At 46.2% G+C, this 26,492-nt stretch carries 21 protein-coding genes; 7 read left to right on the top strand and 14 right to left on the bottom strand.

Translation table 11 applies throughout. The features are described 5' to 3' along the window. Positions 1 to 3: 3 nt before the first annotated feature. From QUA50_RS16725 to QUA50_RS16740, 4 genes are all read right to left on the bottom strand, one after another. Positions 4 to 711 carry a chemotaxis protein CheB gene (locus QUA50_RS16725; RefSeq protein WP_333208406.1) on the bottom strand — a complete coding sequence of 236 codons (708 nt, stop codon included), beginning with the start codon at positions 709 to 711 and terminating at the stop codon, positions 4 to 6. Further along, positions 683 to 1,510, bottom strand: a complete 828-nt coding sequence (locus QUA50_RS16730; RefSeq protein ID WP_333259689.1) for a protein-glutamate O-methyltransferase CheR — start codon at positions 1,508 to 1,510, stop codon at positions 683 to 685. The genes QUA50_RS16725 and QUA50_RS16730 overlap by 29 nt, the downstream gene beginning before the upstream one ends. A 269-nt stretch (positions 1,511 to 1,779) precedes the next feature. Next, the gene (locus QUA50_RS16735) at positions 1,780 to 7,596 is read right to left on the bottom strand and encodes a HAMP domain-containing protein (protein ID WP_333265162.1); all 5,817 of its coding nucleotides are present in this window, start codon (positions 7,594 to 7,596) and stop codon (positions 1,780 to 1,782) included. A gap of 295 nt (positions 7,597 to 7,891) precedes the next feature. After that, a complete protein-coding gene (locus QUA50_RS16740) occupies positions 7,892 to 10,150 on the bottom strand; it encodes an FAD-dependent oxidoreductase (RefSeq protein WP_333265163.1) in 2,259 nt (752 codons plus the stop codon). Between the two features lie 140 nt (positions 10,151 to 10,290). Between QUA50_RS16740 and QUA50_RS16745 the strand changes: the two genes are divergently transcribed. From QUA50_RS16745 to QUA50_RS16755, 3 genes are all read left to right on the top strand, one after another. After that, positions 10,291 to 10,824: a hypothetical protein gene (locus QUA50_RS16745; RefSeq protein WP_333265164.1), complete on the top strand. Its 534-nt coding sequence runs from the start codon at positions 10,291 to 10,293 to the stop codon at positions 10,822 to 10,824. 91 nt (positions 10,825 to 10,915) lie between these two features. Further along, entirely contained in the window at positions 10,916 to 11,680 is a 765-nt protein-coding gene (locus QUA50_RS16750; protein WP_333265165.1) for an aldolase/citrate lyase family protein, read from the top strand. Between the two features lie 215 nt (positions 11,681 to 11,895). Next, complete coding sequence (locus tag QUA50_RS16755) at positions 11,896 to 12,564, top strand: 2OG-Fe dioxygenase family protein (protein WP_333139431.1); 669 nt, start codon at positions 11,896 to 11,898, stop codon at positions 12,562 to 12,564. A gap of 448 nt (positions 12,565 to 13,012) precedes the next feature. On the opposite strand, the gene QUA50_RS16760 is transcribed toward QUA50_RS16755, so the two are convergent. From QUA50_RS16760 to patD, 10 genes are all read right to left on the bottom strand, one after another. Then, positions 13,013 to 13,426: a nuclear transport factor 2 family protein gene (locus tag QUA50_RS16760; protein WP_333183336.1), complete on the bottom strand. Its 414-nt coding sequence runs from the start codon at positions 13,424 to 13,426 to the stop codon at positions 13,013 to 13,015. A gap of 76 nt (positions 13,427 to 13,502) precedes the next feature. Beyond that, a complete protein-coding gene (locus QUA50_RS16765) occupies positions 13,503 to 14,300 on the bottom strand; it encodes a Uma2 family endonuclease (protein WP_333265166.1) in 798 nt (265 codons plus the stop codon). 74 nt (positions 14,301 to 14,374) lie between these two features. Continuing rightward, positions 14,375 to 15,370, bottom strand: coding sequence for an AEC family transporter (locus tag QUA50_RS16770; protein ID WP_333265167.1), 996 nt, complete (start codon positions 15,368 to 15,370; stop codon positions 14,375 to 14,377). A gap of 374 nt (positions 15,371 to 15,744) precedes the next feature. After that, positions 15,745 to 15,951, bottom strand: coding sequence for a glycogen debranching protein (locus tag QUA50_RS16775; RefSeq protein ID WP_333038077.1), 207 nt, complete (start codon positions 15,949 to 15,951; stop codon positions 15,745 to 15,747). A gap of 94 nt (positions 15,952 to 16,045) precedes the next feature. Beyond that, the gene (locus tag QUA50_RS16780; RefSeq protein ID WP_333298771.1) at positions 16,046 to 16,279 is read right to left on the bottom strand and encodes a hypothetical protein; all 234 of its coding nucleotides are present in this window, start codon (positions 16,277 to 16,279) and stop codon (positions 16,046 to 16,048) included. A 53-nt stretch (positions 16,280 to 16,332) separates the two neighbouring features. After that, positions 16,333 to 16,818 carry a GNAT family N-acetyltransferase gene (locus QUA50_RS16785; protein WP_333265168.1) on the bottom strand — a complete coding sequence of 162 codons (486 nt, stop codon included), beginning with the start codon at positions 16,816 to 16,818 and terminating at the stop codon, positions 16,333 to 16,335. Between the two features lie 304 nt (positions 16,819 to 17,122). Continuing rightward, positions 17,123 to 18,196 carry an RNA polymerase sigma factor, RpoD/SigA family gene (locus QUA50_RS16790; RefSeq protein WP_333265169.1) on the bottom strand — a complete coding sequence of 358 codons (1,074 nt, stop codon included), beginning with the start codon at positions 18,194 to 18,196 and terminating at the stop codon, positions 17,123 to 17,125. 103 nt (positions 18,197 to 18,299) lie between these two features. Beyond that, the gene (locus tag QUA50_RS16795; RefSeq protein WP_333265170.1) at positions 18,300 to 20,003 is read right to left on the bottom strand and encodes an ABC transporter ATP-binding protein; all 1,704 of its coding nucleotides are present in this window, start codon (positions 20,001 to 20,003) and stop codon (positions 18,300 to 18,302) included. A gap of 370 nt (positions 20,004 to 20,373) precedes the next feature. After that, a complete protein-coding gene (locus QUA50_RS16800; RefSeq protein ID WP_333265171.1) occupies positions 20,374 to 20,958 on the bottom strand; it encodes a zf-TFIIB domain-containing protein in 585 nt (194 codons plus the stop codon). A 57-nt stretch (positions 20,959 to 21,015) separates the two neighbouring features. Then, on the bottom strand, positions 21,016 to 21,402 hold the full coding sequence (gene patD, locus QUA50_RS16805) for a heterocyst frequency control protein PatD (RefSeq protein WP_333265172.1): 387 nt from the start codon (positions 21,400 to 21,402) through the stop codon (positions 21,016 to 21,018). Positions 21,403 to 21,515: 113 nt separating this feature from the next. On the opposite strand from patD, the gene QUA50_RS16810 reads away from it, so the two are divergent. From QUA50_RS16810 to QUA50_RS16825, 4 genes are all read left to right on the top strand, one after another. Beyond that, positions 21,516 to 21,776, top strand: a complete 261-nt coding sequence (locus QUA50_RS16810; RefSeq protein ID WP_333265173.1) for a hypothetical protein — start codon at positions 21,516 to 21,518, stop codon at positions 21,774 to 21,776. Positions 21,777 to 21,864: 88 nt separating this feature from the next. Then, positions 21,865 to 24,138: a bifunctional (p)ppGpp synthetase/guanosine-3',5'-bis(diphosphate) 3'-pyrophosphohydrolase gene (locus QUA50_RS16815; RefSeq protein WP_333265174.1), complete on the top strand. Its 2,274-nt coding sequence runs from the start codon at positions 21,865 to 21,867 to the stop codon at positions 24,136 to 24,138. Positions 24,139 to 24,283: 145 nt separating this feature from the next. Further along, the gene (locus QUA50_RS16820) at positions 24,284 to 25,477 is read left to right on the top strand and encodes an ATP-binding protein (RefSeq protein WP_333052538.1); all 1,194 of its coding nucleotides are present in this window, start codon (positions 24,284 to 24,286) and stop codon (positions 25,475 to 25,477) included. Further along, a complete protein-coding gene (locus QUA50_RS16825) occupies positions 25,474 to 26,478 on the top strand; it encodes an AAA family ATPase (protein ID WP_333265175.1) in 1,005 nt (334 codons plus the stop codon). Before QUA50_RS16820 ends, QUA50_RS16825 begins: the two co-directional genes overlap by 4 nt. Positions 26,479 to 26,492: the final 14 nt, after the last annotated feature.

Here is a 26,492-nt window from a genome sequence, read left to right on the forward strand (position 1 = left end):
TTTTTAATCTTTAATTCTTAGCAAATTGACTAAACAGGGAGCGATTTTAGAGAGGGGTAAAATCCAGTCTACTTCAACATTTGCGATCGCCGATGCTGGCATGGTCGGGCATAGAGCTGAAGCCGGTTCCTCCACGAATGTCAATCCTCCCTCAGCTTTAATTTTTGCCAGCCCTTCACTGCCATCAGAATTAGCTCCCGTTAAAATGATGCCGATAACTTTCTCCCCAAAGGCATCCGCAGCCGACTCAAACAGCACATCGATTGAGGGCCGCGCGTAGCAGACAGGAGCCTCAGTTGATAGTGCAAATGTAGGAGAAACGCGATTGGGAATTGGGGATTTTGAATTATGGATTGACTCCACTGCCACGCTCCCCCATTCTGTCAAGTTGTTTTCATACAGGCTAAACTCCTCCTCACAGGGAGATTCTATTAGCAAGTGATAGTCAGCAGGAGCCAAGTAAACCCGTCCAGGTGCGATCGGCTCTTTGTCTTGGGCCTCTGTGATTGGGAGAGAGCTGTGCTGTTGTAAAAAATCTGTCAGCCTATTCTGAGAACTCTTATGGCGGTGTTGGACAATAACTACAGGCAAAGGAAAGCTTTTTGGCAAATCTGCCAGCAGCACAGTCAGAGCCTCTAGCCCTCCCAAAGACGTGCCCACAACCACTATTTCAAAATTTTTTTTATTTAACTCTTCGGTAGAGTTTATCACTACTTTCAAGTGCTTCATAATATTTTTCATAAGGTGTAAAAATCAGAGACTCCTGATGGCCCAGGCCTAAAACCCCAAACATTACCAGGCTCTCATAAAAAAGCTTGTGTACCCGCTCTTGGAGGTGTGAATTGAAATAAATCAGCACATTACGGCATAAAATAACATTAAACTCATTAAAAGAATTATCCGTTGCTAGGTTGTGGTGAGCAAAGACAATATTATCTTTAAGTGAAGAGCGAAAAATCGCATTTTCATAGGCAGCAGTGTAATACTCAGAAAACGCTCTCTTGCCCCCCGCTTGGTGGTAAAGTTGCGTATATTCTTGCATCTGTTTGAGCGGGAATATCCCACTTTTTGCGCTTTTCAAAACTAATTCATTCATGTCCGTAGCGTAAATCCGACAACGGTCATAAAGTCCTTCTTCTTGCAGCAAAATTGCCATAGAATAGACTTCTTCTCCCGTTGAACATCCCGCGTGCCAAATCCGAATAAAAGGATAAGTACGCAGCAGCGGTACCACTTTTTTTCTGAAACTAATGTAAAAGCTGGGATCGCGAAACATCGCCGTTACATTGACAGAAATGTCCAGCAGTAAACGGTCTAGGTAAGCAGGATTGTGAAGTACCTTTTCCTGAAGTGCAGACACAGTGGTGAGCCGTTCCGAGCGAATAGTGTTCCAAATACGGCGCTTGAGAGAGGCAAGAGCATAATTGCGAAAATCAAATCCGTAATAGCGAAACATTCCCTCTAGTAGGAGTTGAATTTCGATTGTTTCAAGTTCATGGCTTTCGGGCATTTTTAATTAGTTATTGGGAATTGGGCATTGGGACTTGGGAATTGGTTAATGTCACAGGTCAACTGTCAGTCAGGTGCGTCGCTCATCGATGGTCAATTTTTGTTTGAGATGGTTGGTAGCGACGCACCCTACAACTGTCCACTGCCAGTCAACTGTAAGGTGCGTCGCTCATCGATGGTCGATTTTTGTTTGGGATGGTTGGTAGCGACGCACCCTACAAATGTTCACTGCTTACTAATGACTAATGACTAATGACTAATGACTAATGACTATCGATAAAGCCAGACACGCAGCAGCGAGAGCAACTGTTCCGTATCCACAGGTTTGGTAATGTAGTCAGACGCACCAGCTTCGATACATTTTTCCCGATCGCCCTTCATAGCTTTCGCAGTAAGAGCAATCATTGGCAAGGAAGCAAATTGAGGGATATTGCGAATTGCTTGCATGGTTTCGTAACCGTCCATCTCTGGCATCATCACGTCCATCAACACAATATTTATCTCAGGCGTATTTTGCAATTTAGCAATGCCCTCTCTGCCATTCTCAGCATACACAACTTCCATTTTATGGCGCTCCAGCATACTTGTGAGGGCGAAAATATTCCGCATATCATCGTCAACAATCAAGACTGTTTTGCCCGCCAGCGTCGAATCTGTTTGATACAATTGCTCTAGCATTTGGCGCTTTGGTTCCGGCAAATTTGCTTGAACTCGGTGCAAAAACAAAGCTGTTTCATCTAACAAACGTTCTGGCGATCGCACATCTTTCACAATGATTGTTTCCGCCATCCGCTTCAGTTGAGTTTCTTCGGTTCTCGTCAACTCCTTGCCCGTATAAATAATAATCGGCAAACTTTTCAAAGTAGCCTCTTGCTTGATCCGATCGATCAGTTCAAAACCAGTCATATCTGGCAGTCCCAAGTCGAGTACGATACAGTCAAAATGCCCCGATTTCAAAGTTGCTAGCGCCTCTGCACCGCTCCCCACAGCCGTTGTAGAAACATCGTGATTGCCGATTAAATCCACAATACTGAGACGCTGTGTTTCGTCGTCTTCCACAACTAGCAAATTCTTCACTGGCCGCTCCACAAACCCCTTAATATCAGTTAAAGCGTTGCTCAAAGCTTCGCGACTGACAGGCTTTTGTAAGTACGCGATCGCCCCTAACTGCAAACTGCGCTGCCGCCCTTCTTCAACTGATACAATGTGAACCGGAATGTGGCGCGTACTTGGATCGTGCTTCAGGCGATCGAGCACTGTCCAGCCATCCATCACAGGCAAATTTAGATCCAGCATAATCGCCGTTGGCTTGAACTCTCGCGCCATCGCCAAACCGATATCGCTCCGCAAAGCCACCAAACCTTTAAAACCCTGTTCCCGCGCCATATCCAACAGAATCCGAGCGAAGTTTACATCATCCTCGACAATCAACAGCACGCGATCGCCGGCTTCGACATTTTCCCGATCGTCAGCGATAACCGGTGATGGATAAGGCGCGATCGGCAAGTTGAAATTTGGCGAAGGAAGTGCGGGAGAAACAGCAGGGGGTAATTGAGGCGTTTGCTTGCCCGTTCCCGATTCGCTATCATTCATTACTCGCGATTCTTGGTAAGTTTGCGGCAGATAAAGCGTGAACTTACTACCCTCACCAGGGCGACTCGTCAACTTAATTTCTCCGCCTAACAGATTAGCGATTTCTCTACTAATTGACAAACCCAAACCCGTGCCACCGTATTTGCGGCTAGTGCTACCATCAGCTTGTTGGAAAGCCTCAAAAATAACCCTGTGTTTTTCAGCAGAAATCCCAATCCCCGTATCGTTAACTGAGAAAGCCAAAACAGTAGGGGAACTCCTTAAACTTTCTATCTCTAAACTCCACCCTTCCCGCGCTACTTCCACACGCAATTTCACCTCACCCCGTTCTGTAAACTTAAACGCATTAGAGAGGAGATTCTTCAAAACTTGTTGCAGGCGTTTAGCATCTGTATAGAGACCTTTTGGCAACCCACCCTCAAGCTCTATTTGAAAATTCAACTTCTTATCCTGGGCGATTTGGCGGAAAGTTCGATCCAAATGATCTCGCAAGTCAGCAAACAACACTTGCTCAATTTCCACCGACATCGTGCCTGATTCAATCTTAGCAAGATCCAAGATATCATTAATCAGCCCCAGCAAATCTGTTCCCGCCGAATAAATTGTGCGCGTGTATTCAACTTGCTTCAGAGTCAAATTACCCTCAGTATTGTCAGAAAGCAATCGAGCCAAAATCAACAGCGAATTCAGCGGAGTTCGCAACTCGTGAGACATATTTGCCAGAAACTCCGACTTATATTTAGAAGTTAGAGCCAACTGTTCGGCTCTTTCTTCCAACAACCCCCTCGCCTGTTCGATATCTCGGTTTTTCCGCTCAACTTCCTTATTTTGCAGCGCTAGCAATTCAGCTTGTTCTTCTAGTTCTTCATTCGTTTGTTGCAACTCTTCCTGCTGACTCTTCAACAGTTCCTCAGATGCGCGGAGCGACTGCGCTTGTTGTTCGAGACGCTTGTTAGTTTCCGTTAGTTCCTTTTGCTGAGTTTGCAACTCTTCTGCCAAAGACTGCGACTGTTTCAGCAACTCTTCCGTCCGCATACTCGCCGCAATTGTATTCAAAACAATGGCGATACTTTCTGTAAGTTGGTCGAGAAATGTCAAGTGTATTTCGCTGAAGCGGCGGAACGAAGCCAACTCAATTACTGCCGTCACTTGTCCCTCAAATAGTACGGGTAAAACCACGACATTCAGCGGCGTAGATTCTCCCAGTCCCGATCCAATTTTAACGTAGTTGTCCGGCACTTCCGTCAACAGAATCCGTTCCTTTTCCAGGGCGCACTGTCCTACCAAACCTTCCCCTAAATGGAATCTATTTCCTAACTGTTTGCGCTCGCGGTATGCGTAGGTACTTAACAGTTTGAGAAACGGATCGTGCTCCACACCTTCCATCATAAAGAATACGCCATGCTGAGCAGAAACCAGCGGCGTCAGTTCAGAGAGAATTAGTTTAGAAACAGTTTCTAAATCCCGCTGACCTTGTAGCATTCGAGTGAACTTAGCAAGGTTTGTTTTCAGCCAATCTTGCTCAGTATTCTTCTGCGTCGTCTCCCGGAGATTGGCAATCATCTGGTTAATGTTGTCCTTAACGATCGCAACTTCTCCTTCTGTGGCGACGGAAATTGACCTCGTTAAATCGCCTCTGGTAACAGCAATTGCCACTTCTGCGATCGCCCGCAGTTGAGTAGTCAAATTCGCCGCCAACTCATTCACATTATCCGTCAAATCTCGCCACGTCCCCGCCGCGCCCGGAACCTTCGCTTGGCCACCCAATTTTCCTTCAATTCCCACCTCCCGCGCCACCGTAGTAACTTGATCTGCAAACGTCGCCAGCGTATCAATCATCTCGTTAATCGTATCTGCCAGAGTCGCAATTTCTCCCTTAGCTTCCAGCATTAATTTGCGCTTCAAATCGCCATTCGCCACCGCCGTCACAACCTTAGCAATACCCCGCACTTGCGCTGTCAAATTCCCCGCCATCGAGTTTACATTGTCGGTTAAATCTTTCCAAGTTCCCGCAACTCCTTTCACCTCAGCTTGACCGCCCAATTTACCCTCAGTTCCCACCTCCCGCGCCACCCGCGTCACCTCAGAAGCGAAGGAATTAAGCTGATCCACCATCACGTTAATAGTATCTTTCAACTCCAGAATTTCGCCTTTAACATCGACGGTGATTTTCTTAGACAAATCGCCATTTGCCACCGCTTTCGTCACTTCCGCAATATTCCGCACCTGCGCCGTCAAATTCCCCGCCATCAAGTTAACATTATCAGTTAAATCTTTCCAAGTTCCCCCCACACCCCGCACGTAAGCTTGCACGCCTAATTTACCTTCCGTTCCCACTTCTCTCGCCACCCGCGTTACTTCAGATGCGAAGGAACTCAACTGATCCACCATGATGTTAATCGTATTTTTCAGTTCGAGAATTTCGCCTTTAACATCTACGGTAATTTTCTTGGATAAATCGCCATTTGCCACAGCCGTTGTCACTTCCGCAATGTTCCGCACTTGGGCTGTTAAATTTCCCGCCATCGAGTTAACTGAATCCGTTAAATCTTTCCAGGTTCCGGCAACTCCTTTAACTTCTGCTTGCACGCCTAATTTCCCTTCTGTTCCCACTTCCCTAGCCACCCGCGTTACTTCAGATGCGAAGGAATTTAACTGATCCACCATCGTGTTGACAGTGTTTTTTAACTCCAGAATTTCACCTTTAACATCGACAGTAATTTTTTTAGATAAATCGCCATTTGCTACAGCAGTCGTAACAGCCGCAATATTCCGTACTTGTTCTGTCAAACTACCCGCCATAAAATTAACTGAATCCGTTAAATCCTTCCAAGTTCCTGCTACGCCTCGGACATCCGCTTGACCGCCCAGTTTACCTTCGGAACCCACTTCTCTAGCAACCCTGGTTACTTCAGATGCAAAGGAATTAAGCTGATCCACCATCACGTTAATGGTGTTTTTCAGTTCTAAAATTTCGCCTTTAACCTGTACCGTAATTTTTTTAGATAAGTCACCGTTAGCAACCGCCGTCGTCACCTCAGCAATGTTGCGAACTTGGGCTGTTAAATTCCCGGCCATTGAGTTAACAGAATCCGTTAAATCTTTCCAAGTTCCTGCTACTTCCTGCACTTCAGCTTGGACGCCTAATTTCCCTTCCGTCCCCACTTCCCTAGCCACCCTGGTGACTTCAGATGCGAAGGAATTTAACTGGTCAACCATCGTGTTGACGGTGTTTTTGAGTTCAAGAATTTCCCCTTTCACATCGACGGTAATTTTCTTGGATAAATCGCCCTTTGCCACAGCGGTTGTCACTTCAGCGATGTTGCGGACTTGTGATGTCAAACTGCCTGCCATGAAGTTAACACTATCAGTTAAATCCTTCCAAGTTCCCGCAACTCCTTTAACTTCTGCTTGACCGCCGAGTTTGCCTTCGGAACCCACTTCTCTCGCCACCCGCGTTACTTCAGATGCGAAGGAATTTAACTGATCCACCATGATGTTAATCGTGTTTTTTAACTCCAGAATTTCACCTTTAACATCTACGGTAATTTTCTTGGATAAGTCGCCATTTGCCACAGCAGTCGTCACGTCGGCAATGTTCCGCACCTGTGCGGTAAGATTACCCGCCATCGAGTTAACTGAATCCGTTAAATCTTTCCAGGTTCCGGCAACTCCCCGCACTTCAGCTTGCACGCCTAATTTGCCTTCGGTTCCTACTTCCCTAGCAACTCTGGTTACTTCAGATGCGAAGGAACTCAACTGATCCACCATGATGTTAATCGTGTTTTTCAGTTCGAGAATTTCCCCTTTTACATCTACTGTAATTTTCTTCGACAAATCGCCATTTGCCACAGCGGTTGTCACTTCCGCAATGTTACGTACTTGGGCGGTAAGATTTCCTGCCATTGAGTTAACTGAATCCGTTAAATCTTTCCAGGTTCCGGCAACTCCTTTAACTTCTGCTTGTACGCCTAATTTCCCTTCGGTTCCTACTTCCCTAGCCACCCGCGTTACTTCCGACGCAAAGGAGCTCAACTGGTCTACCATTGTGTTAACAATTTGCGCTGTTTGGAGGAATTCTCCTTTGAGGGGTCTGTCTTCTATTTCTAGGGCGATGGTTTGCGATAAATCTCCTTTTGCTACGGCCCGAATTACTCTGGCGGTTTCAGAGGTTGGTTGCACTAAATCTGTAATTAAGGTATTGACAGAATTTACGCTAGCTCCCCATGAACCCTCGGCGCTGCCGATGCTGGCCCGCTGGGCGATTTTGCCTTCTTTACCGACAACTGTGCCGATGCGATCGAGTTCGGCCGCCATTTTCTGATTGAGCTCGATAATTTCGTTAAGTTCGTCAGCAATTTTCCCCGCTAGACCGGTCTGATCTATGGGCATCCGAACTGAAAAGTCCCCTTTTTTGACAGCTACTAAGGTTCTGAGTAACTGTTTGGCATAACCATTATTGGAATTGGGGCTTGTTATCTGTGCAGTTGACATGACCGTTACCTTTGGCGAGTTTGAAGGGGAAGGGGGGGGAAGATTTTGGAGATTATTGATATTATCCGACTAAAGCAGTGTCTGATTGCTTCTATCGAAAGATAGATGACAAATTGCTGTTTATTAGATAATGAGTTGTGGGTTATTTTATACTGGCTAGCAGGCTCTTCTTGGTAACGAGTTAATTGTGGGGTGTCACGAACAGGCCCGAAAGCCTGTTCCACACTGTTCCACAAACAGTGAATGTTATTGTGGGGCGGGCAGGAGATCCCGCCCTACAGATTACCAACTGCGATTATTTCCAATTTTGCCACGAACTATTGAAAATAGAAGTACCCGGAAAGGCGATCGGATTCTTATTTTGTTGCAACCGCAACTGCAACACTTCCAAGTTCGACTCGCGGGACGGCAATTCGTCCACTAATTCATAAGGTAGAATCCCCTTTTCTAGGGAAAAAGCAGCCGTCACTCCCGCCGCCGCACCGGCAGACCATTCAAAAGAATGCACTCGATAAGCAGCGGCCGCTGTGTGGCTAACAGCAATACTTTTACCCGCCACTAACATATTGTCAATCTTTTGAGGAATCATTGCCCGCAGGGGGATTTGGAACGGATAAGCTTGCCCTTGACCTTTGCGAGTGCCTTCGCGTTCGGTATTTCCCGGCGCTTCCGGCGGGCTGTTGGTCATGCAGGGGTGAAAGTCGATCGCGTAATGACCGATACCCACAGAATCAGGATAAATCCTAGCGCGCGATCGCGATTTTGTATCCTCAACAGATTGACTTCCCACAGCCAAAGCCGGCGCATTCAAACCACCCACAGCCAACCACAAATTGCGATACTCTTCCTCCGACAAATTCTGGCGGTAAAAATCAGCCGTAAAGTCAGTGCGAGACATATCAACTTCCCACACCGTAAAACCTTGAGGCTGATTGAAACTCGGCCGCCCAATAATGCGCCGACCCTCCCGCATATAAGGATATTTAGAAAGTCCGTGTACCGTCCCCATCGGCGAATCCAACCCGCTCAAAAAACGATTGTTTGGATGAGGCTTTTTCACTCCATCTCCTAGCTGCGAGTCAGTAGTTCCTGTTACCAACCAGTAGAAAAATCCTTTGGCATTTTCCTCTCCTTTTCGCAAAGTTTCCGTTCGCAAACCGCCCATCCATCCCCCCGGTTGCAGTTGACCTGATGCTGACAACTGCTCGCGAGTGTAAATTAAATTATCTTGAGAATTGCCGGGACGATAGTCATTGCCCCAAGTCCAGTTTTGCATCGATATATCCCCAGGATAAATTGGGAATTGCTTCGGGTCTGAAGGTCGCTTTTCATCTGGTCTCATACTCCTGATTTGGCGGTAGCTGAAAACTAAAGGAAAGCTAGCCAATCTCTGCAATTCGTAGCTGTAGTAAGGAGCGTATTGTTGATAAAAAGACGGCACTTGATGCTGCTGCGGTTCCTTCGTTGCCTCCATCGCAAAGGTGTAGGTAAAACCTTGAGTGCAGTAAGGGTCGCCGGTGGGGCTGGCGGAGGAAGGTTCCAGAGGGGAACGCGGGTCAATTCCGAGGCGGTAGGGAACATCGGCAAGTCCGATCAATTCTCCTGTTTCAGTGGCATCTACAACATACCAATCAGCACCCCCCCTAGCCCCCCCTTGTAAAGGGGGGGAACTGGTGGAATTCCCCCCTTGTAAAGGGGGGGAACTGGTGGAATTTCCCCCTTGTAAAGGGGGGGAACTGGTGGAATTCCCCCCTTGTAAAGGGGGGGAACTGGTGGAATTCCCCCCTTGTAAAGGGGGGGAACTGGTGGAATTCCCCCCCCTTGGCAAGGGGGGGTTAGGGGGGGTTCCAGATGCTTTAGGAATAAACCGAATAATAGTTTTGTTAAAGCGCGGAGAATTTTCGTAGCGATAGGCATCTTCGATAGTCTGAGAAAGAGTTTCGGTGTTGATTGGCCCGGTGTTGGCGGCTGGTTTGTGTTGAATGGCGATCGCACTTTTAATTTGTTGACCCCCAACCGTATTCCCCGCCACAGCCGGAGTAATTGCTAGTTCTTTAATAACTGTATTGGGAAACCATTTCAGCGTGCCTTTGCCTTTTCTAGCGGCATCCTGCAAGATGTTAAAGAGAATTTTGTGACCGTCGTAGGGCATGAAACACGAATAGCTAACCCAACAGCCTCCGGGATTTAGCCGGCCGTAATGTTGCTCGATCCGCCGCCGCAATTCTAGGTAGCCGCGGGGGTAAAATAAGAGCGATCGCTGAGTATCTCTTTCATCGAGTGCGGAAGTTCCCTGGGAGGAAATTTGACCGCCTACCCAGTCAGTAATTTCAGTAAGGCAAACTGTGCGCCCCGCCAGCAAACCTTCGTAAGCGGTAGCAGCACCTGCGAGCCCGCCGCCTGCTACTAGAATGTCGCAAGTTTCTGCATTGTCCGGATTGCGGGGAGGTGCGGCAAATACTGGCGAAATGCTCCCCATCGCGGAAATTATACCGAGGGTGAGGCTAAGGATCGATCGACCTTTGAGCAAAAATAGATACTGTCGAAGTTTCATCGGAGATTGTGGAATTAATTTTGACATAGCGCGAAAAACACTCATCTCATCTAAATGTTTATTTTGCAGTATACTGTTATTTCGCGCTGTTGTCAGGGCAAACTTTTTTAGAGAAGAGGCATTAATACCCGCAACAACTATTGAACAGCCGAATTTACATCATGCTCAAAATTGTCAATTTTTTTAGATCCTTGATTCCGTTTGAGAGTTTAACAATTACCACCAGTTTAACTTTTTCGGAAGTTATGTCACGGTTGGAGGAAGTTGTCAGTCCTCCCAAACTTTTTAGAGTAACACTACCCTTTAGTCCACCACCTGCCAAACCCTATGAAGGAACAATTTATGGCAAAAAATTCAAAATCAATCGCATCATCATCGGTCGCAATTCATTTATTCCCATTATAGAAGGAGATATACATCCTCAAAAGTTCGGTTGTTATATAAAAATTCGGATGAGTTTACATAAAATAGTTCTAGGATTTATGATTCTTTGGCTGTGGACAACGGGCAGTATAGGAATCTTTGCTTTATTTGCTTGGTTAGTCGAACCATCCGTGGGAGCCATATTTTTACCAATTTTAGGAATGTTTATTTTTGGCTGGCTTTTGTGCTTGATTCCCTTTAAGATAGAAGCAAAAGCAGCTATAAAATTTTTGTCTATTTTGTTAACATAAAGTAATCGATCGCGACAATATTTTAGCTGTATTGTTAAAAACAATCTGGCTTCATCTGCGGCTAAAAAAAATCAACTTTCCGGGATTACCCATGCGTCAAAACCAACTGAAACAAAAAATTAAACAAGGCGAAACAGTCGTCGGTTTATTTATGAACTGCCCTTATCCCGCATTCATAGAAATCTGCGGTCACGCTGGATTCGACTTTGCGGTTATCGACATGGAACACGGCCCCCTGCACCCGCTTGCTGCTGAAGATTTGTGTCGCGCCGCCGACTGTAGCGGAATTGCACCCATTGTTCGCGTCAGCAAAAACGACGGGCCGCAAATTCAACGAGCTCTAGACATCGGCAGTGCAGGGGTTCAAGTACCTCAAATTGAAAGCAAAATCGATGCCGAAACCGCTGTCAAAAGCGCTAAATACAGTCCTCTGGGCACGCGAGGTCTTTCCTTCGCTACGCGGGCGGGACTTTACACCGCCGCAGGTACAAATATCACTGACAAACTCAACGAAGAATCCTTAGTTGTGATTCATGTCGAAGGCAAAGGCGGCATCGACAACCTGGCAGAAATTGTGACTGTGCCAGAGGTGGACGTGATTTTTCTAGGGCCTTACGATCTGTCACAGTCGATCGGCATTCCCGGCCAAGTCCGCGATCCCCGAGTCATCGACATGATGCAGGAGGCAGTGCAAACCATCCGCAAAGCAGGCAAAGCCGCCGGTACTTTTGCCGAAAACCCCGAAATCGCCCAGCAGTGGATTGATGCTGGCGTTCAGTACGTCGCGCTTGGGGTGGATGTTGCCGTTTTCCTGCGGGCCTGTCAGTCGCTGGTGAAAGCAGTCGATCGATTTTAGATTTTAGATTTTAGATTTTAGATTTTGGATTGGGGATTGGGGATTTTGGATTACAAGAAGAACAATGCCCCGGATTCATCTTGCAAGCTTTACGATATCTTTGCAATTTTGGTAGTGTCTTTTACGACACATACAAAAATCATGCGCTAGAGTAGAAGCATACACCTCCTCCAGGCAAATTAGGGAGGGGAGCAAGGCTTCAGGGAGTAAAATCTATGAAAACCGTATTAGAATCCATTCATTTGGATTATGCCTTCATGTTTACTTTCAAAAAAGTAAACTCGATTAAGCTAGAAGGTTTCAAGGAATTTTTTGACGATATGCCTGTCGATCCGTATGTGAAAGGTAAGTATCGTTCGAGAAGATTGTCGCGGTTTGCAGTCAACGGAAATGAGTTAGTTAAGTTGCCTCACGGCTATTTGTATCAAAGCAAAACATACAATCCGCTAGTGGGCGATATCCGGCGGGAATTTGCCGAATTGGACGATCGGCTAATCGCCCTCGATAATTTCAAACAGATGATTTTTGCTTTTTTCGATTCCTGCAAAATTCACCCGGAAGCTGAAATCGGCATCCATCAAATCAGGACGACTTGTTCGCCAAACAATTTCGGCAACCCCGCACCGGAAGGCATTCACCAAGACGGTACTGATTTTATCGGGATTTTCTCAGTTGACAGAACTAATATTGTAGGCGGGGAAACGCATTTGTACTTGGCTAAAAAAGAGAAGCCTGTTTTTAATAAAATTCTGCATCCGGGAGAATTGCTGTTAGTTAACGACCACGAGTTTTTCCACTTTACTACACCGATTAAACCGGAATCTGAAGGAGTGGGAACCAGGGATGTCTTTGTGCTGACTTCTCCGAGTTTGCTTACCGATTGAGTAGAGTTGAGCAATTGGGCGTCTTTCCTTCGTAGTGAGGATTTTAGTCCTCTCTCTGGCGTTTATTCAATCATGACTCAAGTCCTTACTACAAACCTTTCGTTCGTAGTGAGGACTTTATTTGTCTTTCTGGCGTTTAGTCAATCATGACTAAAGTCCTTACTAAGCTGTTGCGACATTTAATATCATGTCCGGTCAATTAACCATGATTCCTGTAGGGGCGCGTTCGCCAATATATTAAATAGAAACGGGAAAATCTGTAAACCCGCCCCGGCTTTTAATCGCGGTCAATCGATTGGACATAATATAAATTGTCTGTAAAAAAAAATACAGTCTTGTGGCGTGTCCCGCCCGCCCTGAAAATATAACTTAAATGCGCGACAGCTTACCAACCTGCATATTTTCCTAAAAAAATAGGTTTATGCGTCTAACAACTCACAGATAAATCTTATCGAAACTTCCGTTCAGATTCTTGAATGGGAACATCATTAATGCTAGCTTCACGTCTTCGCATTAACCCATTTTCGGCAAATTCCCACTGTTCGTTACCATAGGCGCGATACCAGTAGCCAGAATCATCGTGCCACTCATACTCAAATCGCACAGAAATCCGATTCTCTGTAAAACTCCACAGTTCTTTCTTTAAACGGTAATCTAATTCCTTTGCCCATTTTCGTCTTAAAAAAGCCTTGATTTCTTCCCGTCCGCTGAAGAATTCGGCACGGTTTCGCCACTGAGAATCTTCCGTATAAGCTAAGGCTACTCGTTCGGGATCGCGGGTATTCCAGGCATCTTCAGCAGCTTGAACTTTGGCTTTAGCCGTTTCCAAGGTAAAGGGCGGTAGAGGTGGTTTAGTTTCCATCAGCTTGGTTTTTTGTGATTATAAAATATCTGGTGCGGGATGCTCGCGCTACAGAGAGAGTTTGGGGAATTTGATATCAATCCTCAGCATCGGGATCGATTCCCATTGCTCGCAGTCGATCGGCTAACTGGGTGACTTTTCGCTCTGCTTGTTCGGCTCTTTCCCGTTCTTGTTCGGCTCTTTCCCGTTCAATTTCAACTTGTTCGGAGCCAGTTAACAGCAAATTCCCCTGGGAATCCCACCACCGCAGCCAAAGAAGTTCTTGATTTTGATAGCTTCCCTGCCACAGTCCCAATTCTACATCTAGTACAGGAATGGGATAGTGACCGCGTTCGTTTGGCTCCATCCTTCGATACACAAAATCTATCAGGTGATAGACTTCTAAATTGCCCGTTCTCATTTCATAAATACCGTAGTAAGGAATGCGGATAATTCTCTCGTACACCCAAAACTTACCCGGTTTAGTGGTGGTACCGTCAGCGGCCACAGTCAAGGGAGTACGATCGCGCTCTTCCTCTCCATTACCGCTAGCAAATTCTAAAGCAATGAACGGAGCCATGTGTTCCCGCCAAAGTACATAAGAACGGCGAAAACCGTCAAGTGTTGCGGGTACATTCGGCACGTAAAACCAATCCGGTGCTTCGGCACCTCGCTCTGGCGGGTCAGTTTCTCGCCAGTAAATGCCGCAATCTTGCCCGATCGCATATTGTCCGTCTGGATGCAGCCGCTCTACAACCGGCCCGATCGAATCTGTCAGAATGATGCTCTGAGGATGCTCCTGAAAATTTTTCACAAATGTACCGTCTTCGTCTGGCAGTTGGGTATGATCGGGGAATGCAGGAGGCAGACCTGTAGCAGTTATTGTCTCATTCATAGCCTTTTCCGTGCAGTTATGTTTGATTGTACTACGAAATTTTAGATCGAGCTGATTTGAAACTTTAGCTAATATTAACTAAACCCAGCTAACCACAGCGGAAGCATCAACAGCAACCCGACAGAAGTGATGGCGATGCTGCTAGCTAACAAATCGCGATCGAGCTCGTAGACTTCTGCTAAAATCAACACGGAAAGAGCTGTGGGCGTTCCCGACATCAACACCAACACGAACCTCGGATCGCCGCTCAATCCGAAATAACTAGCACCCAATCCGATTAGCACCGGCACAATTACCACTTTTAACAGCGACGGGATTAAGGCCAGTTCAAAACTTTCCCATTTCTTAATAGACCTCAGCCGGATGCCAACCAGCAGCAAAGCACTGGCAATTACCACCCAAACAGCCGTCTGCAATCCCGATTCCACTATTTCGGGCAGGGGGATGTTTCTAGTATAAAAACCAATTAAAAATGCCCACAGGGCGGGAACTGTCAGCACGTCCCGGATCTGAGTCCACCAGTGATTTTTTTGCTCGGAGTTCCCAAAATAGCTAGCAATAAATACACCGAAACAATAAGTTCCAATAACATTGTTAGTGACGCTGTATAAGACAGCCCAGTTGTTGTTATCGGTGCTGATGATAGACGGGGTGATTGCTAATCCAACAAAGCCCGTATTCCCTAACATCGCCGCTAGGATAAAACTCCCTTCGCTCGATCGCTTCAGGGAATTAAAATTTACTAAAAATAAATTGACTAGAGAATTCTTGCCCTGAAAATAGGGCTTTTGGATGTGGGCCGCACTCAGCCGGCGCAATAATACCCAAGTCAGCCAAGCAAAACTCGTACTCAGAAATAACACGAATATGGCGATCGCCGGCGTGAATCCCACAGCACCCGAAAAATCGCTCTGACGGGCTAAAACTAGAATTTGCAGCGGTATCCCAATCCAGAAAAGAAAGTGGCTCAGCAGCTTGGGAAAATCAACTGGGATGTACCGAAATAGCAGCAGTCCTAAGCCCGTCCAGATAACTAGAGGCGTATAAGCGTGAAATAAGGTTTCAATCATAAAAAATTAACTAGACAATTGGAAATGCCTCTATCTATTAATAGTAATGCTAAAATCCGTTTAAAAAATGCGAATTTTTGTTAGCGGAACCCTCGAAAAGGCTCGCACTTGCACGCTTTTTCGTCCTAGCGTGTTCGCAGCAGTGCCAGCCAGAAAATTTCCGCCCAAATTCCCGCACCTTCCCGGGCACAATCCTCAGACTGGCAGCCCAAAATGCTTGCAGCTTTTTGCCTTCAGTTTCACAAAACCTCTGTTAATTTGACCAATGTGCGATCGAGCTATCTTCCCTTTTCCGAACATACGTGCAACGTTTTCCTGCCGTTTTGCTCGAAGGGAAATACGGCGATACTAAAGCTGCTGATGACTTGTACTCATCAATTCAATTTCAAAGCGTTAACAGGCACCTCATCCCAAGAACTAACAGTCCGCAAGGTAGCAACCCAGCCCTGCTGTTTTTGCTCAGCCGTCAAATTCTTCTCAAAAGATTCGTGGCAATCCTTCGCTTGAGTCTCATCGCAACAAGCAATACAAGAATAAAGAATACCAGACGGATCGATTTGCTCGTTTACCCAAATAATCACGATCTACTCTCCCAATTAACTTAACTATTATCTAAATTTTCCTATATTTTTGTCCATTAATTAGGTCGGTATTAATTAACTCGCGTGCGGCATTTTAGGTTAACAGGCAAGATGCCTGTTCCACATACAGGCAAGATGCCTGTTCCACACACAGGCAAGATGCCTGTTCCACATACAGGCAAGATGCCTGTTCCACATACTGTTCCACACACAGGCAAGATGCCTGTTCCACACACAGGCAAGATGCCTGTTCCACATACAGGCAAGATGCCTGTTCCACATACAGGCAAGATGCCTGTTCCACATACAGGCAAGATGCCTGTTCCACAACAGATGAATTTTTTGTGGGGAGTAGGGGTTGGGCTTCTAGCCCGCCCTGAATTACTTCGATGCCAAAGTTGCCAAAGACTCGCCCGCAACCCGGCAAATCCGCCAGTCGGGCATCACATCAGCACCGATACCCTTGTAAAATCCGATCGCCAATTCATTCCAATCCAAAACACTCCATTCCAAACGCCCGCAGCCTTTTTCTAATGCCAACTGCGCTAAATAAACTATCAAAGACTTGCCAATTCCCCGCCCTCGAAACTCAGGGATCACAAACAAATCTTCTAAATAAATTCCCGGCTGAGTCAAAAAAGTAGAATAATTGTAAAAAAATAGCGCCCAGCCCACCACTCGATTTTCGCACTCGGCTAAAATCGCTTCAGCAAAAGGTCGTGAGCCAAACAAATGATGTTCCAAATCAACGGCATTGCCAGTAACGGCATGAGATAATTTTTCGTACTCAGCTAAAGCTTTAATCAAATCAAACAGCACCGGCACGTCGGCGCGGGTAGCGGGGCGCAAAATTACCTCAGAAGACATAAATAAGTAAGCAGTACGCGACAATCAACTATTAAAAATACCACATCTAGACATTTTTAATTTGTAATATTTAATTAAGGCTCGTCAATTAAATAATTTCCCTTTTTTCTTGTGGGATGGGCGTCCCGCCCGTCCAGAAAGGATGGGCGGGACGCCCATCCCACAAGAAACATGAAAAGTGGATTTTATTTAATTCTCATTCCTAAGCTTTTCCACATTAAACCAGCATATTTACGGTGGCATCGGACTGCCACATCACAATAATTTTAAAATTTTTCCAAATGCCAACTCACTTTTTTTTACTTTATTTCAACCAGCCCTTCAATCTTTCCGTCACTTGAGGGCGGCGCAGCTTTCGCATTGCCTTATTTTGAATTTGACGGACTCGTTCGCGGGACAAATTGAACAAACTGCTGACCTCTTCTAAAGTGTAAGGTTCGCCGGTCAGCAAACCGTAACGCATAGCAACAATCTCTTTTTCCCGCTCAGTCAAAATACTGTCCAACACCTCCAAAATATCCTGGCGCATCATCATCTCATTCATCTGAGCTTCGGGAGATTGCGTCGCGTTATCTTCGAGAACATCCAAAAGTTCGGAACTTTCTTCTGAGCCGATGCGGTGGTTGAGAGACAAAGATTGCCGGCGTACTTGCTGGAGGTAGCGAAGCTGTTCGCAACTAACTTCCATTTCTCTAGCAAGTTCAGTTTCATTTGGATTGCGTTGAAGAGAACGCCTCAAATCTCGATAAACTTTTTTGAGTTTATTTAACTGTTCGACAATGTGAACAGGCAAGCGAATCGTCCGCCCTTGATTGGCAATTGTCCGGGTAATTCCTTGGCGAATCCACCAATAGGCATAGGTAGAAAATTTGTAACCCTTCTCCGGATCGAACTTTTCGGCGGCCCGATTTAAACCTAAAGCTCCTTCCTGAATTAAATCGAGAAAAGGCACGCCCCGATTGAGATAGCGTTTGGCAATCGAAACCACCAAGCGCAAATTCGAGCTGATCATTTTCCGTTTCGCCGACTGACACTGGTGGCGAAGCTGTTGCAGTTGAGTTTCGCTTATCCCCAAAGCCGCTGCGAGTTCAGCTTTTGTCGGCACTCTGTCCAATTCCTGCTGCAAACGCTGTTCCTGTTCATCCAGGGCTACCAATTCTTGAACGCGGCGCGCCAACTCTACTTCTTCGGCTGCTGTCAGTAGAGGATACCGAGCCATTTCTTTGAACAAAGCTCCCACTGGATCGTCGGCAGACCAGTTGTTGTATGCTGACGATCGAGTTACCGCCGGACGATCGATCTCGGTGTCTTCATCTTCTGCGATCGCGAATGAGGCTTCGGGTGCCACCGCAAAACTGCCTAGGTCAGATTCTGCCATATCGTGCTTGGTGTCGGTGGAAGGATTTGAAAAGTATCCCTTAACTTTAACGAATTTAACCCGAAATTTCCGAAATCCCAAATCCGAAATCCCAAATCCCAAATCAATTAGTTCGGGCTAGTAAAGGAGCAGCCTGCAACAACTGCTGAGTGTAAGGGTGCTGCGGATTAGTAAAAATATCCCTAGTCTTACCGATTTCAACAATTTTTCCAGCATTCATTACCGCAATACGATCGCAAAAAAATCTCGCCACCCACAAATCGTGCGTAATAAACAGATAAGTCAAATTAAATTCCTGCTTCAACTCCAACATCAGCTCTAAAACTTGAGTCTGCACGCTGGCATCCAGCATACTCACAGGTTCGTCGCAAATTATCAGTTGCGGGCGAGTAATTAAAGCGCGGGCTATAGAAACTCGCTGCTGCTGTCCTCCCGACAATTCCCCCGGATAGCGGCGAAAGAAATCCTCCCCTGGAGTTAAACCCACCCGCTCTAACATTTGGATTACTTGTTTTTTAGCTTCGCTGGCATTAGCTAATTTGTGAATAAATAAAGGGTCAGCAATACTTTGCCCGACTGTCATCATCGGATTCAGGCAAGCGTGGGGGTCTTGAAAAATCATTTGCATTTCGCGGCGGTGCTTCCTCACAGCATCGCGGCTCAGGGCAGTTATATCTATTCCTTGAAATTCAACTTTGCCGCCAGTCGCGGTAATTAGCTGCAAAATCGTGCGTGACAAGGTACTTTTGCCGCAGCCTGACTCCCCCACCAGCCCTAGGATTTCTCCCCGTTCTAGCTCTAAACTAACGCCGTCTACGGCTTTAATTACCTGCCGATTCCTGGAAAACAACTGATCTAATAAATTGCTTTCTAAACTGTAGTGTTGCTGCAAATTCGTTACTGTCAAAAGAGGCGAATTTGACTGAGACTTAAGCCGATAATTTTCCTTCTCCCTTCTATCCGTTACATCCGTTACATCCGCTACAAAATCCGTTGCCGAACTTCCTTCTTCCTTCTGAATGTGCAAAGCTGCTTTGAGGAGCGATCGAGTATATTCGTGCTGCGGCTGTTCAAAAACGTTTTTCACCGGCCCTGTTTCTACGACTTTACCGCCGTACATCACCGCAATGCGATCGCAATACTCAGCCACCATCGCCAAATCGTGAGAAATCAACAAAATAGCCGTTCCCCGTTCCTCGCAAAGTCTGGTTAATTCCTGCAAAATCTGAGCAGCTACAGTTACGTCCAAACTTGTAGTCGGTTCGTCCGCCACAATTAATTTGGGATCGAGCAAAAGAGCCAAAGCAATTGCTACTCTTTGCCGCATTCCGCCGCTAAATTCGTGGGGAAATTGCGACCAGCGAGACGCGGGAATTTTCACAGCTTCCAAAATGTCGATCGCCCGTTTCTTAGCAAGCTTGCGATCCAAATTCGGTCTGTGAGCTTGCAAAGTCTCGATGCAATGTTCTCCTACAGTCATCAAAGGATCGAGACGAGTCATCGGATCTTGAAAAATCAATGCTACAGCTTCGCCCCGAAATTGTCTCAGCCGCGAAGCATTCATCTCAAACACCGACTCTCCAGCAAAACTAACTCGCCCCTCAATCAGCGTTGAATCCGGCAGCAACCGCATCGCCGCCCTTCCCAAAGTTGACTTACCGCACCCAGACTCCCCAACTAATCCGAGCTTTTCCCCCGGTTTCAGCGTCAGGGAAACCCCGTCAACGGCCCAACCGGATTGTCCCCGCCGCTGAGGATAAGCTACTCGCAGATTGTCAACGGAAAATAGAGAAGAGTCATTAGTCATTAGTCATTAGTCCTTAGTCAATCGATTTTTGATTTTTGATTTTGGATTTTAGATTAAAGAATTAAAGCATTAACTTGCGCGAGATAAATTCGGGGGCTTGTATCCTGGAGCCTTTCGGTCAGTAGTCAGCGGTCAGTTGTTATTTGTTATTTGTTATTTAATGGTCAATATACTGGCTGTTAGTTGTTACTTCTTAGTGTTTCAGAGTTATTAGTTATGGGCAAGAGACTGCTCTGATGTTTGTAAATACAAATAAAAATAGCTACAAACAAAGCTTTTATTAGTACATCATTCACCGAGCAACTGATAACTGACAACTGACAACTGACAACTAACAACTGACAACTGACAACTGACAACCATCAACTGACTAAATTTCCCTTCGCTTCAACTCAGCTCTCCGCAGTATGTAAGTAGCGGCACAATCTGCGTGAGGATGGTCTGCTAAAACTTCCGCGAGTTCCAACACATATCCGGCGATATCCGGCCCCAGCTTCTCAGTCAGCACTTGACGTTCCCGAGAGGCGAGTTCTTGCACGCGGGCCTTAGCTTGCCAATTCGGAGAAAACATCTTGTCAATCTCGGTGTGGAATCCCAGACTTTCGAGAATGTCCCACTCGCCGTTATCGCACCAAATGCCCCCGCACAACATACAGCGCTCTATGTAAAAGGGCACTCTGCTGAAAGGAACTTTCGCCCGCGACAGATAGTGACCGTCTTCGGGACACAGCGCTGCTTTGCTGTCGTAGGGAGACGGCGTGAATTCTATGCCGAGAGTCCCTGTCGGATCAGGCTTCTCGGATTTGTTGTACCACTGGCTTTGCTCTTTTTGCCAAGCTTCGTATTCTCTGCCTGGAATCCAGATACCGTAACAGTTTGGACACCACTGCACGGACATACGGCCGGCTAAGGTACCGCCTTCTAAATTGGGATGTTTACATTTTGGACATTCCACCGCTTTATTTCTCCTTGCCTTATTAATTCCCTGTTAATTCAATTATTAATTCTGTATCTAGGCGGGCCCTGAAAAACCAGAATTTTTTTGCAGCAGCGCGCCGCAGTAGCCAATTAGCGTGTTGAGCCGCGCGATCGCCGCAGTTTGCCTCGCCTTTGCTGTCGCTGGCTGGCGCGACGCTTGCAAAAAGGTGACATCTGTCCCCAATAACCGCAGTTGCTTGTGAATTTCCGTCAAATAGGACTGCTCTGGGGGTGTTTCTGAGGCGTCTAACTCATCGCTTTCGGCTCTCATAATTTGGTTTCCGAAAAATTGTTGCACTTTTGTGTATTCGATCGCCAGCGCGGCCCGATCCAGATTCTCCTGTGCAGCAGTTCTTTGTAGTTGTTCTAGCGCTTGCTGTAATTCTTGGTAGCACTGGCGGCGGTCTTCGGACAATATCATGATTTTGTAAACAAATTTGTATTTATAATCAAAGTAGATACTTACTTAAGTTTGCTCATAGGGAGGGAAGCTGTGCGTTTTTGGAGCTATTCCCTGTTTTGTGAGAACTTTTTTTGATTTGCTGCCCTGACTCTACCCTTCTGGCTGCTGCTTTTAGTTTAGCGTTGCCGGTAAATGCCGATCGCCCGCAACCTCAACGGCTACCGCCAAAATATGCTTATTTTACCCGATTTTCCCCGATCGACAGACTGCAGCGGCGGCAGTGGTGTCACTATCTTTTGCTACCTGCGAGGGGGGGCGACTCGGAATTAGATAGGTATAGTTTGAGAAAAATCGACTATTTTTTTGAATTGCAAATTGTGGCATTCAATTAGTTTAGTATAGCTAAACACATAATTTCGGCAATTCAACCGAAAACCGGCTTTTAACCATTTGTATTTCTAAGTTTTAAAGGTGTACCCCATGAACGCGAACACTCTGACTCCCTCTCCTTCGATCGATCCTGCGGTAGTTCCCGATTGGCTGCAAGAATGCCTGAATGCTCGATCGGAGCCTGATGGCGACCCTAACCCGAATTGTTCGACGGACGACAGCTTAATTTGTCGGGCCTTTGAATTTGCCCGCGACTTGCACGAAGGACAATACCGCAAATCTGGAGAACCTTACATTTGCCATCCGGTAGCTGTCGCTGGAATACTCCGGTATATGGGCGGCAACAACGTCATGATTGCCGCCGGCTTCCTCCACGACATTGTTGAAGATACAGATATTACTCTCGAAGAAATAGAACAGCGGTTCGGCGCGGAAGTGCGGCAGTTGGTTGAAGGTGTCACCAAGCTTTCTAAGTTTAATTTTTCCAGCAAAACAGAGCGCCTTGCGGAAAATTTCCGCCGAATGTTCCTAGCAATGGCTAAAGATATTCGCGTCATTGTCGTCAAACTCGCAGATCGGCTGCACAACATGAGGACTTTGGAGCATTTGTCCGAAGAAAAGCAGCGCAGTATTGCCCTAGAAACCCGAGATATTTTTGCTCCCCTAGCGAACCGTTTGGGTATCGGCCGCTTTAAGTGGGAATTGGAAGATTTAGCCTTTAAATACCTGGAACCCGAAGCTTACCGCGAAATTCAGGAATTGGTGGCGGTGAAGCGGGTCGATCGAGAAACTCAACTCGCAGAAGTCACAGATAGTTTGCGAGAAAGGCTTGACAATTTAGGCATTAAATGCTATGAAGTTAGCGGTCGTCCCAAACATTTGTACGGAATTTATGGGAAGATGCAGCGCCGCCAAAAAGGCTTTAATCAAGTGTACGATATTGCGGCGGTGCGGATCATAGTAGAAACCAATGATGACTGTTATCGGGCTTTGGCGATCGTCCACGATTCTTTCCGCCCGATTCCCGGCCGCTTTAAAGATTATATCGGTTTACCAAAAGCCAACCGCTATCAATCTTTGCACACGGGAGTAATCGGAACCAGCGGCCGCCCCATCGAAGTGCAAATCCGCACCGTAGCAATGCACCACATAGCAGAATACGGCATTGCCGCCCACTGGAAATACAAAGAAACCGGCGGTTCTAACACAAAAGTCACCGGCGACGACGAAAAATTTACTTGGCTGCGGCAACTCCTAGAATGGCAAAGCGACCTCAAAGACGATCGCGAATATTTACAAAGCATTAAAGACAACTTATTCGACGAAGATATCTACGTTTTTACTCCTAACGGAGACGTGATTGCTCTCAATAGCGGCTCAACTCCCGTAGATTTTGCTTACCGCATTCACACCGAAATTGGCAATCACTGCACCGGTGCCAGAGTCAACGGGCGAATGGTAACACTAGACAAGGTTTTAAAGAACGGCGATATTGTAGAAATCTTGACCCAAAAAAACGGCCATCCGAGTTCCGATTGGCTGAATTTTGTCAAGACAAACGGAGCAAAAAACCGAATTCGCCAGTGGTTGAAGCGATCGCACCGAGATGAAAACCTCGCTCGCGGCCGAGAATTGCTGGAAAAAGAATTAGGTAAAAACGGATTAGAATCTTTGCTAAAATCTGAACCCATGCAGTCTGTGGCTCAGCGCTGCAACTACCACAGCGTCGAGGATTTAATCGCCGGTTTAGGCTACGGAGAAGTCACCTTAAATCTCGTAGTAAATCGACTGCGAGATTTAGTAAAAGTGCAGCAAAAAATTGAAGCTGCTCCCGCAGCAACCCACGAATTGCCCCAGCTAATACCTGCATCGACGACACCGAAACCAGTACCGAGTTCATCTCCGAGCAAATCGCCGATCGCAGGTGTAGAGGGATTGCTCTACCATTTAGCCGGCTGTTGCTGTCCGATTCCTGGGGAATCAATTATTGGAGTTGTGACTCGCACTCGCGGAATTTCGATTCACCGACAACGATGTTCAAATGTTGAAAGCGTACCTGGGGATCGGTTGGTTCCCGTGAGTTGGAATTCCAGCAACCGCAATGAATCTCGACCAAATACTTATCCGGTTAATATTCAAATTGAAGCCCTCGATCGAGTGGGAGTTCTCAATGATGTTTTATCGCATTTGAAGGACAACCAAGTAAACGTTCGCAGCGCTCAAGTCAAAACATATCCCGGATTGCCGGCCTTAATTGACTTGTGCATGGATATCCAGGATAAACAACAGTTCGAGCGCACTTGTATGCAAATTAAAAAGATGAGCGATATTTTGAATTTGCGGAGGCTGAGTGAAGGGACTTAGAAATTTAATTTAGCGGCTGATGCGGGAAATTGGTAAGTAGTAATTGAAAATAAACTTTTCTATTTAAACTCTTAACAATTCCCAAACTAGCCGCAGTCTGCTGTTACCAAACAGTAAGAATAATTTACGAGAAATAAGTTAAAGCATGGATGACAGTCAGTTAGAAAATCTCCTCAAAGACATTGAATCCGATCGAGTAGAGCGCAAGGCCTCAACATCCGATAGGGGTAAACTCCGTCAGGCTATATGCGCTTTTGCCAACGACTTGCCAAACCACCAACAGCCAGGGGTACTATTTATAGGTGTTAATGATGATGGAAGCTGTGCCAATTTGAGCATCACCGATCAACTGTTACTAACCCTCTCGGATATGCGTTCAGATGGAAATATACTGCCTTTTCCCGCGATAACCGTGCAAAAGCGAACGCTTGCGGGATGCGAGTTAGCAGCAGTCATTGTAGAACCATCAGATGCACCCCCTGTCCGCTATGAGGGGCGAATCTGGGTACGGGTGGGCCCCCGCCGCGCTACTGCCACAGCCGAAGAAGAGCGCCGTCTCTCAGAAAAACGGCGTTCCAGAGATTTACCTTTTGATATTCAATCTTTGCCTTCCGGGACACTAGATGACTTAAATTTAACTTTATTTCAACAGGAATATCTACCTTCAGCATTGCCTAGTGACATATTAGAAGAAAATCAAAGAACCGTCGAACACCAATTAGCATCAGTAAGATTTATTACCAGTTTACCGTCAATTCAGCCAACAAATTTAGGTATATTGGTAGTAGGAAAAGACCCAAGGCAATTGATACCGGGTGCTTACATTCAATTTTTGCGAATTGAGGGAACTGAGCTAACCGACCCAATTAAAGACCAGAAAGAAATTGCCGGGCCACTTTCTATGATGCTGAGAGTGTTAGATGAAATACTGCAATCTCATATCTCAATAGCTTCTGATATTACCGCTCAGTCAGTGGAAATCCAGCAGCCAGATTACCCGTTAGTAGCACTGCAACAGCTTGCTAGAAATGCGCTCTTGCACCGCACCTATGAAGGGACGTATGCACCAGTAAGAATTACCTGGTTTAGCGATCGCATTGAAATTCAAAACCCCGGGGGGCCCTTTGGACAAGTTAACAGACAAAATTTTGGTAGGCCTGGAATCACTGACTACCGCAATCCAAACTTAGCAGAAGCCTTAAAAAATCTTGGTTATGTACAAAGGTTTGGAATGGGTATCGCCATAGCTCGCAATTCACTGCAAAAAAATGGCAGTCCACCACCGGAGTTTGTTGTCGAAGATGCTCATGTTTTAGTAATTATTAGGAGGCATCCGTGACAGTACCCATTATTGCTTTTTTCAATAATAAAGGTGGCGTCGGTAAAACTTCGCTAGTATATCATTTAGCCTGGATGTATCGCAATTTAGGAATGCGGGTGCTAGCAGCAGATTTAGACCCCCAAGCCAATCTGACTGCTGCTTTTCTAGAGGAAGAACGTTTAGAAGAATTGTGGGAAGGCAATAACCGACCTAACACAGTTTTTCGCTGCGTACAGCCTTTAGTTAGAGGAATTGGTGATATTGCTACTCCAGAAGTAGAGCACATTGAAGAAAGATTGGGACTCTTGGTAGGAGATTTATTGCTCTCTGGATTTGAAGATGACCTCTCAGCAGAATGGCCCGGCTGCACCGATCGCAAGGAGCGTTCTTTTCGGGTCATTTCTGCTTTTTGGCGACTCTTGCAAGAAGCAGCAACAGTTCATCAAGCTGATGTAGTTTTGACAGACATCGGCCCGAATTTAGGAGCGATTAACCGGGCCGCTTTGATTGCAGCTAACTATGTAGTAGTTCCTCTATCACCGGATTTATTCTCACTGCAAGGATTGAAAAATCTCGGCCCAACTCTCAGACGCTGGCGGCAAGAATGGCTAGAAAGATTAGAGAAAAATCCTGCGCCTGATTTAAAGCTTCCTCAAGGTCAAATGCAACCTGTTGGTTATATTGTCCTGCAACACTCGGTACGGCTAGACCGCCCAGTGAAAGCTTATCAGCGATGGATTGCACGGATTCCTAATATTTATCGGGAAGCTGTGCTCAATGAATCGGAAAATAGCACACTTTCCATCGCCGAAGATCCTCACTGTTTAGCTTTGCTAAAACACTATCAGAGTCTGATGCCGCTTGCCCAGGAAGCCCATAAACCTATGTTCCACCTCAAACCTGCAGATGGTGCAATTGGTTCTCACATCCAGGCCGTGCAAAGTGTTTACGGAGACTTTAAAAAGCTAGCTCATAAAATTGCTGAAACCGTAGAAATCCCAATACTTACCAATTTCTAATCCCAAATTTTAAG

The organism is Microcoleus sp. M2_D5 (assembly GCF_036701935.1).
In the GTDB taxonomy this organism is placed as follows: domain Bacteria; phylum Cyanobacteriota; class Cyanobacteriia; order Cyanobacteriales; family Microcoleaceae; genus Microcoleus.

Excerpts from the sequence above, each read along its gene's own strand:
- QUA50_RS16735 (WP_333265162.1), bottom strand. The coding sequence starts at position 7,596 with ATGTCAACTGCACAGATAACAAGCCCCAATTCCAATAATGGTTATGCC.
- QUA50_RS16795 (WP_333265170.1), bottom strand. The coding sequence starts at position 20,003 with ATGACTAATGACTCTTCTCTATTTTCCGTTGACAATCTGCGAGTAGCT.
- QUA50_RS16765 (WP_333265166.1), bottom strand. The coding sequence starts at position 14,300 with ATGAATGAGACAATAACTGCTACAGGTCTGCCTCCTGCATTCCCCGAT.
- QUA50_RS16730 (WP_333259689.1), bottom strand. The coding sequence starts at position 1,510 with ATGCCCGAAAGCCATGAACTTGAAACAATCGAAATTCAACTCCTACTA.
- QUA50_RS16750 (WP_333265165.1), top strand. The coding sequence starts at position 10,916 with ATGCGTCAAAACCAACTGAAACAAAAAATTAAACAAGGCGAAACAGTC.
- QUA50_RS16785 (WP_333265168.1), bottom strand. The coding sequence starts at position 16,818 with ATGTCTTCTGAGGTAATTTTGCGCCCCGCTACCCGCGCCGACGTGCCG.
- QUA50_RS16770 (WP_333265167.1), bottom strand. The coding sequence starts at position 15,370 with ATGATTGAAACCTTATTTCACGCTTATACGCCTCTAGTTATCTGGACG.
- patD (WP_333265172.1), bottom strand. The coding sequence starts at position 21,402 with ATGATATTGTCCGAAGACCGCCGCCAGTGCTACCAAGAATTACAGCAA.
- QUA50_RS16790 (WP_333265169.1), bottom strand. The coding sequence starts at position 18,196 with ATGGCAGAATCTGACCTAGGCAGTTTTGCGGTGGCACCCGAAGCCTCA.
- QUA50_RS16740 (WP_333265163.1), bottom strand. The coding sequence starts at position 10,150 with ATGAAACTTCGACAGTATCTATTTTTGCTCAAAGGTCGATCGATCCTT.
- QUA50_RS16815 (WP_333265174.1), top strand. The coding sequence starts at position 21,865 with ATGAACGCGAACACTCTGACTCCCTCTCCTTCGATCGATCCTGCGGTA.
- QUA50_RS16760 (WP_333183336.1), bottom strand. The coding sequence starts at position 13,426 with ATGGAAACTAAACCACCTCTACCGCCCTTTACCTTGGAAACGGCTAAA.
- QUA50_RS16755 (WP_333139431.1), top strand. The coding sequence starts at position 11,896 with ATGAAAACCGTATTAGAATCCATTCATTTGGATTATGCCTTCATGTTT.
- QUA50_RS16820 (WP_333052538.1), top strand. The coding sequence starts at position 24,284 with ATGGATGACAGTCAGTTAGAAAATCTCCTCAAAGACATTGAATCCGAT.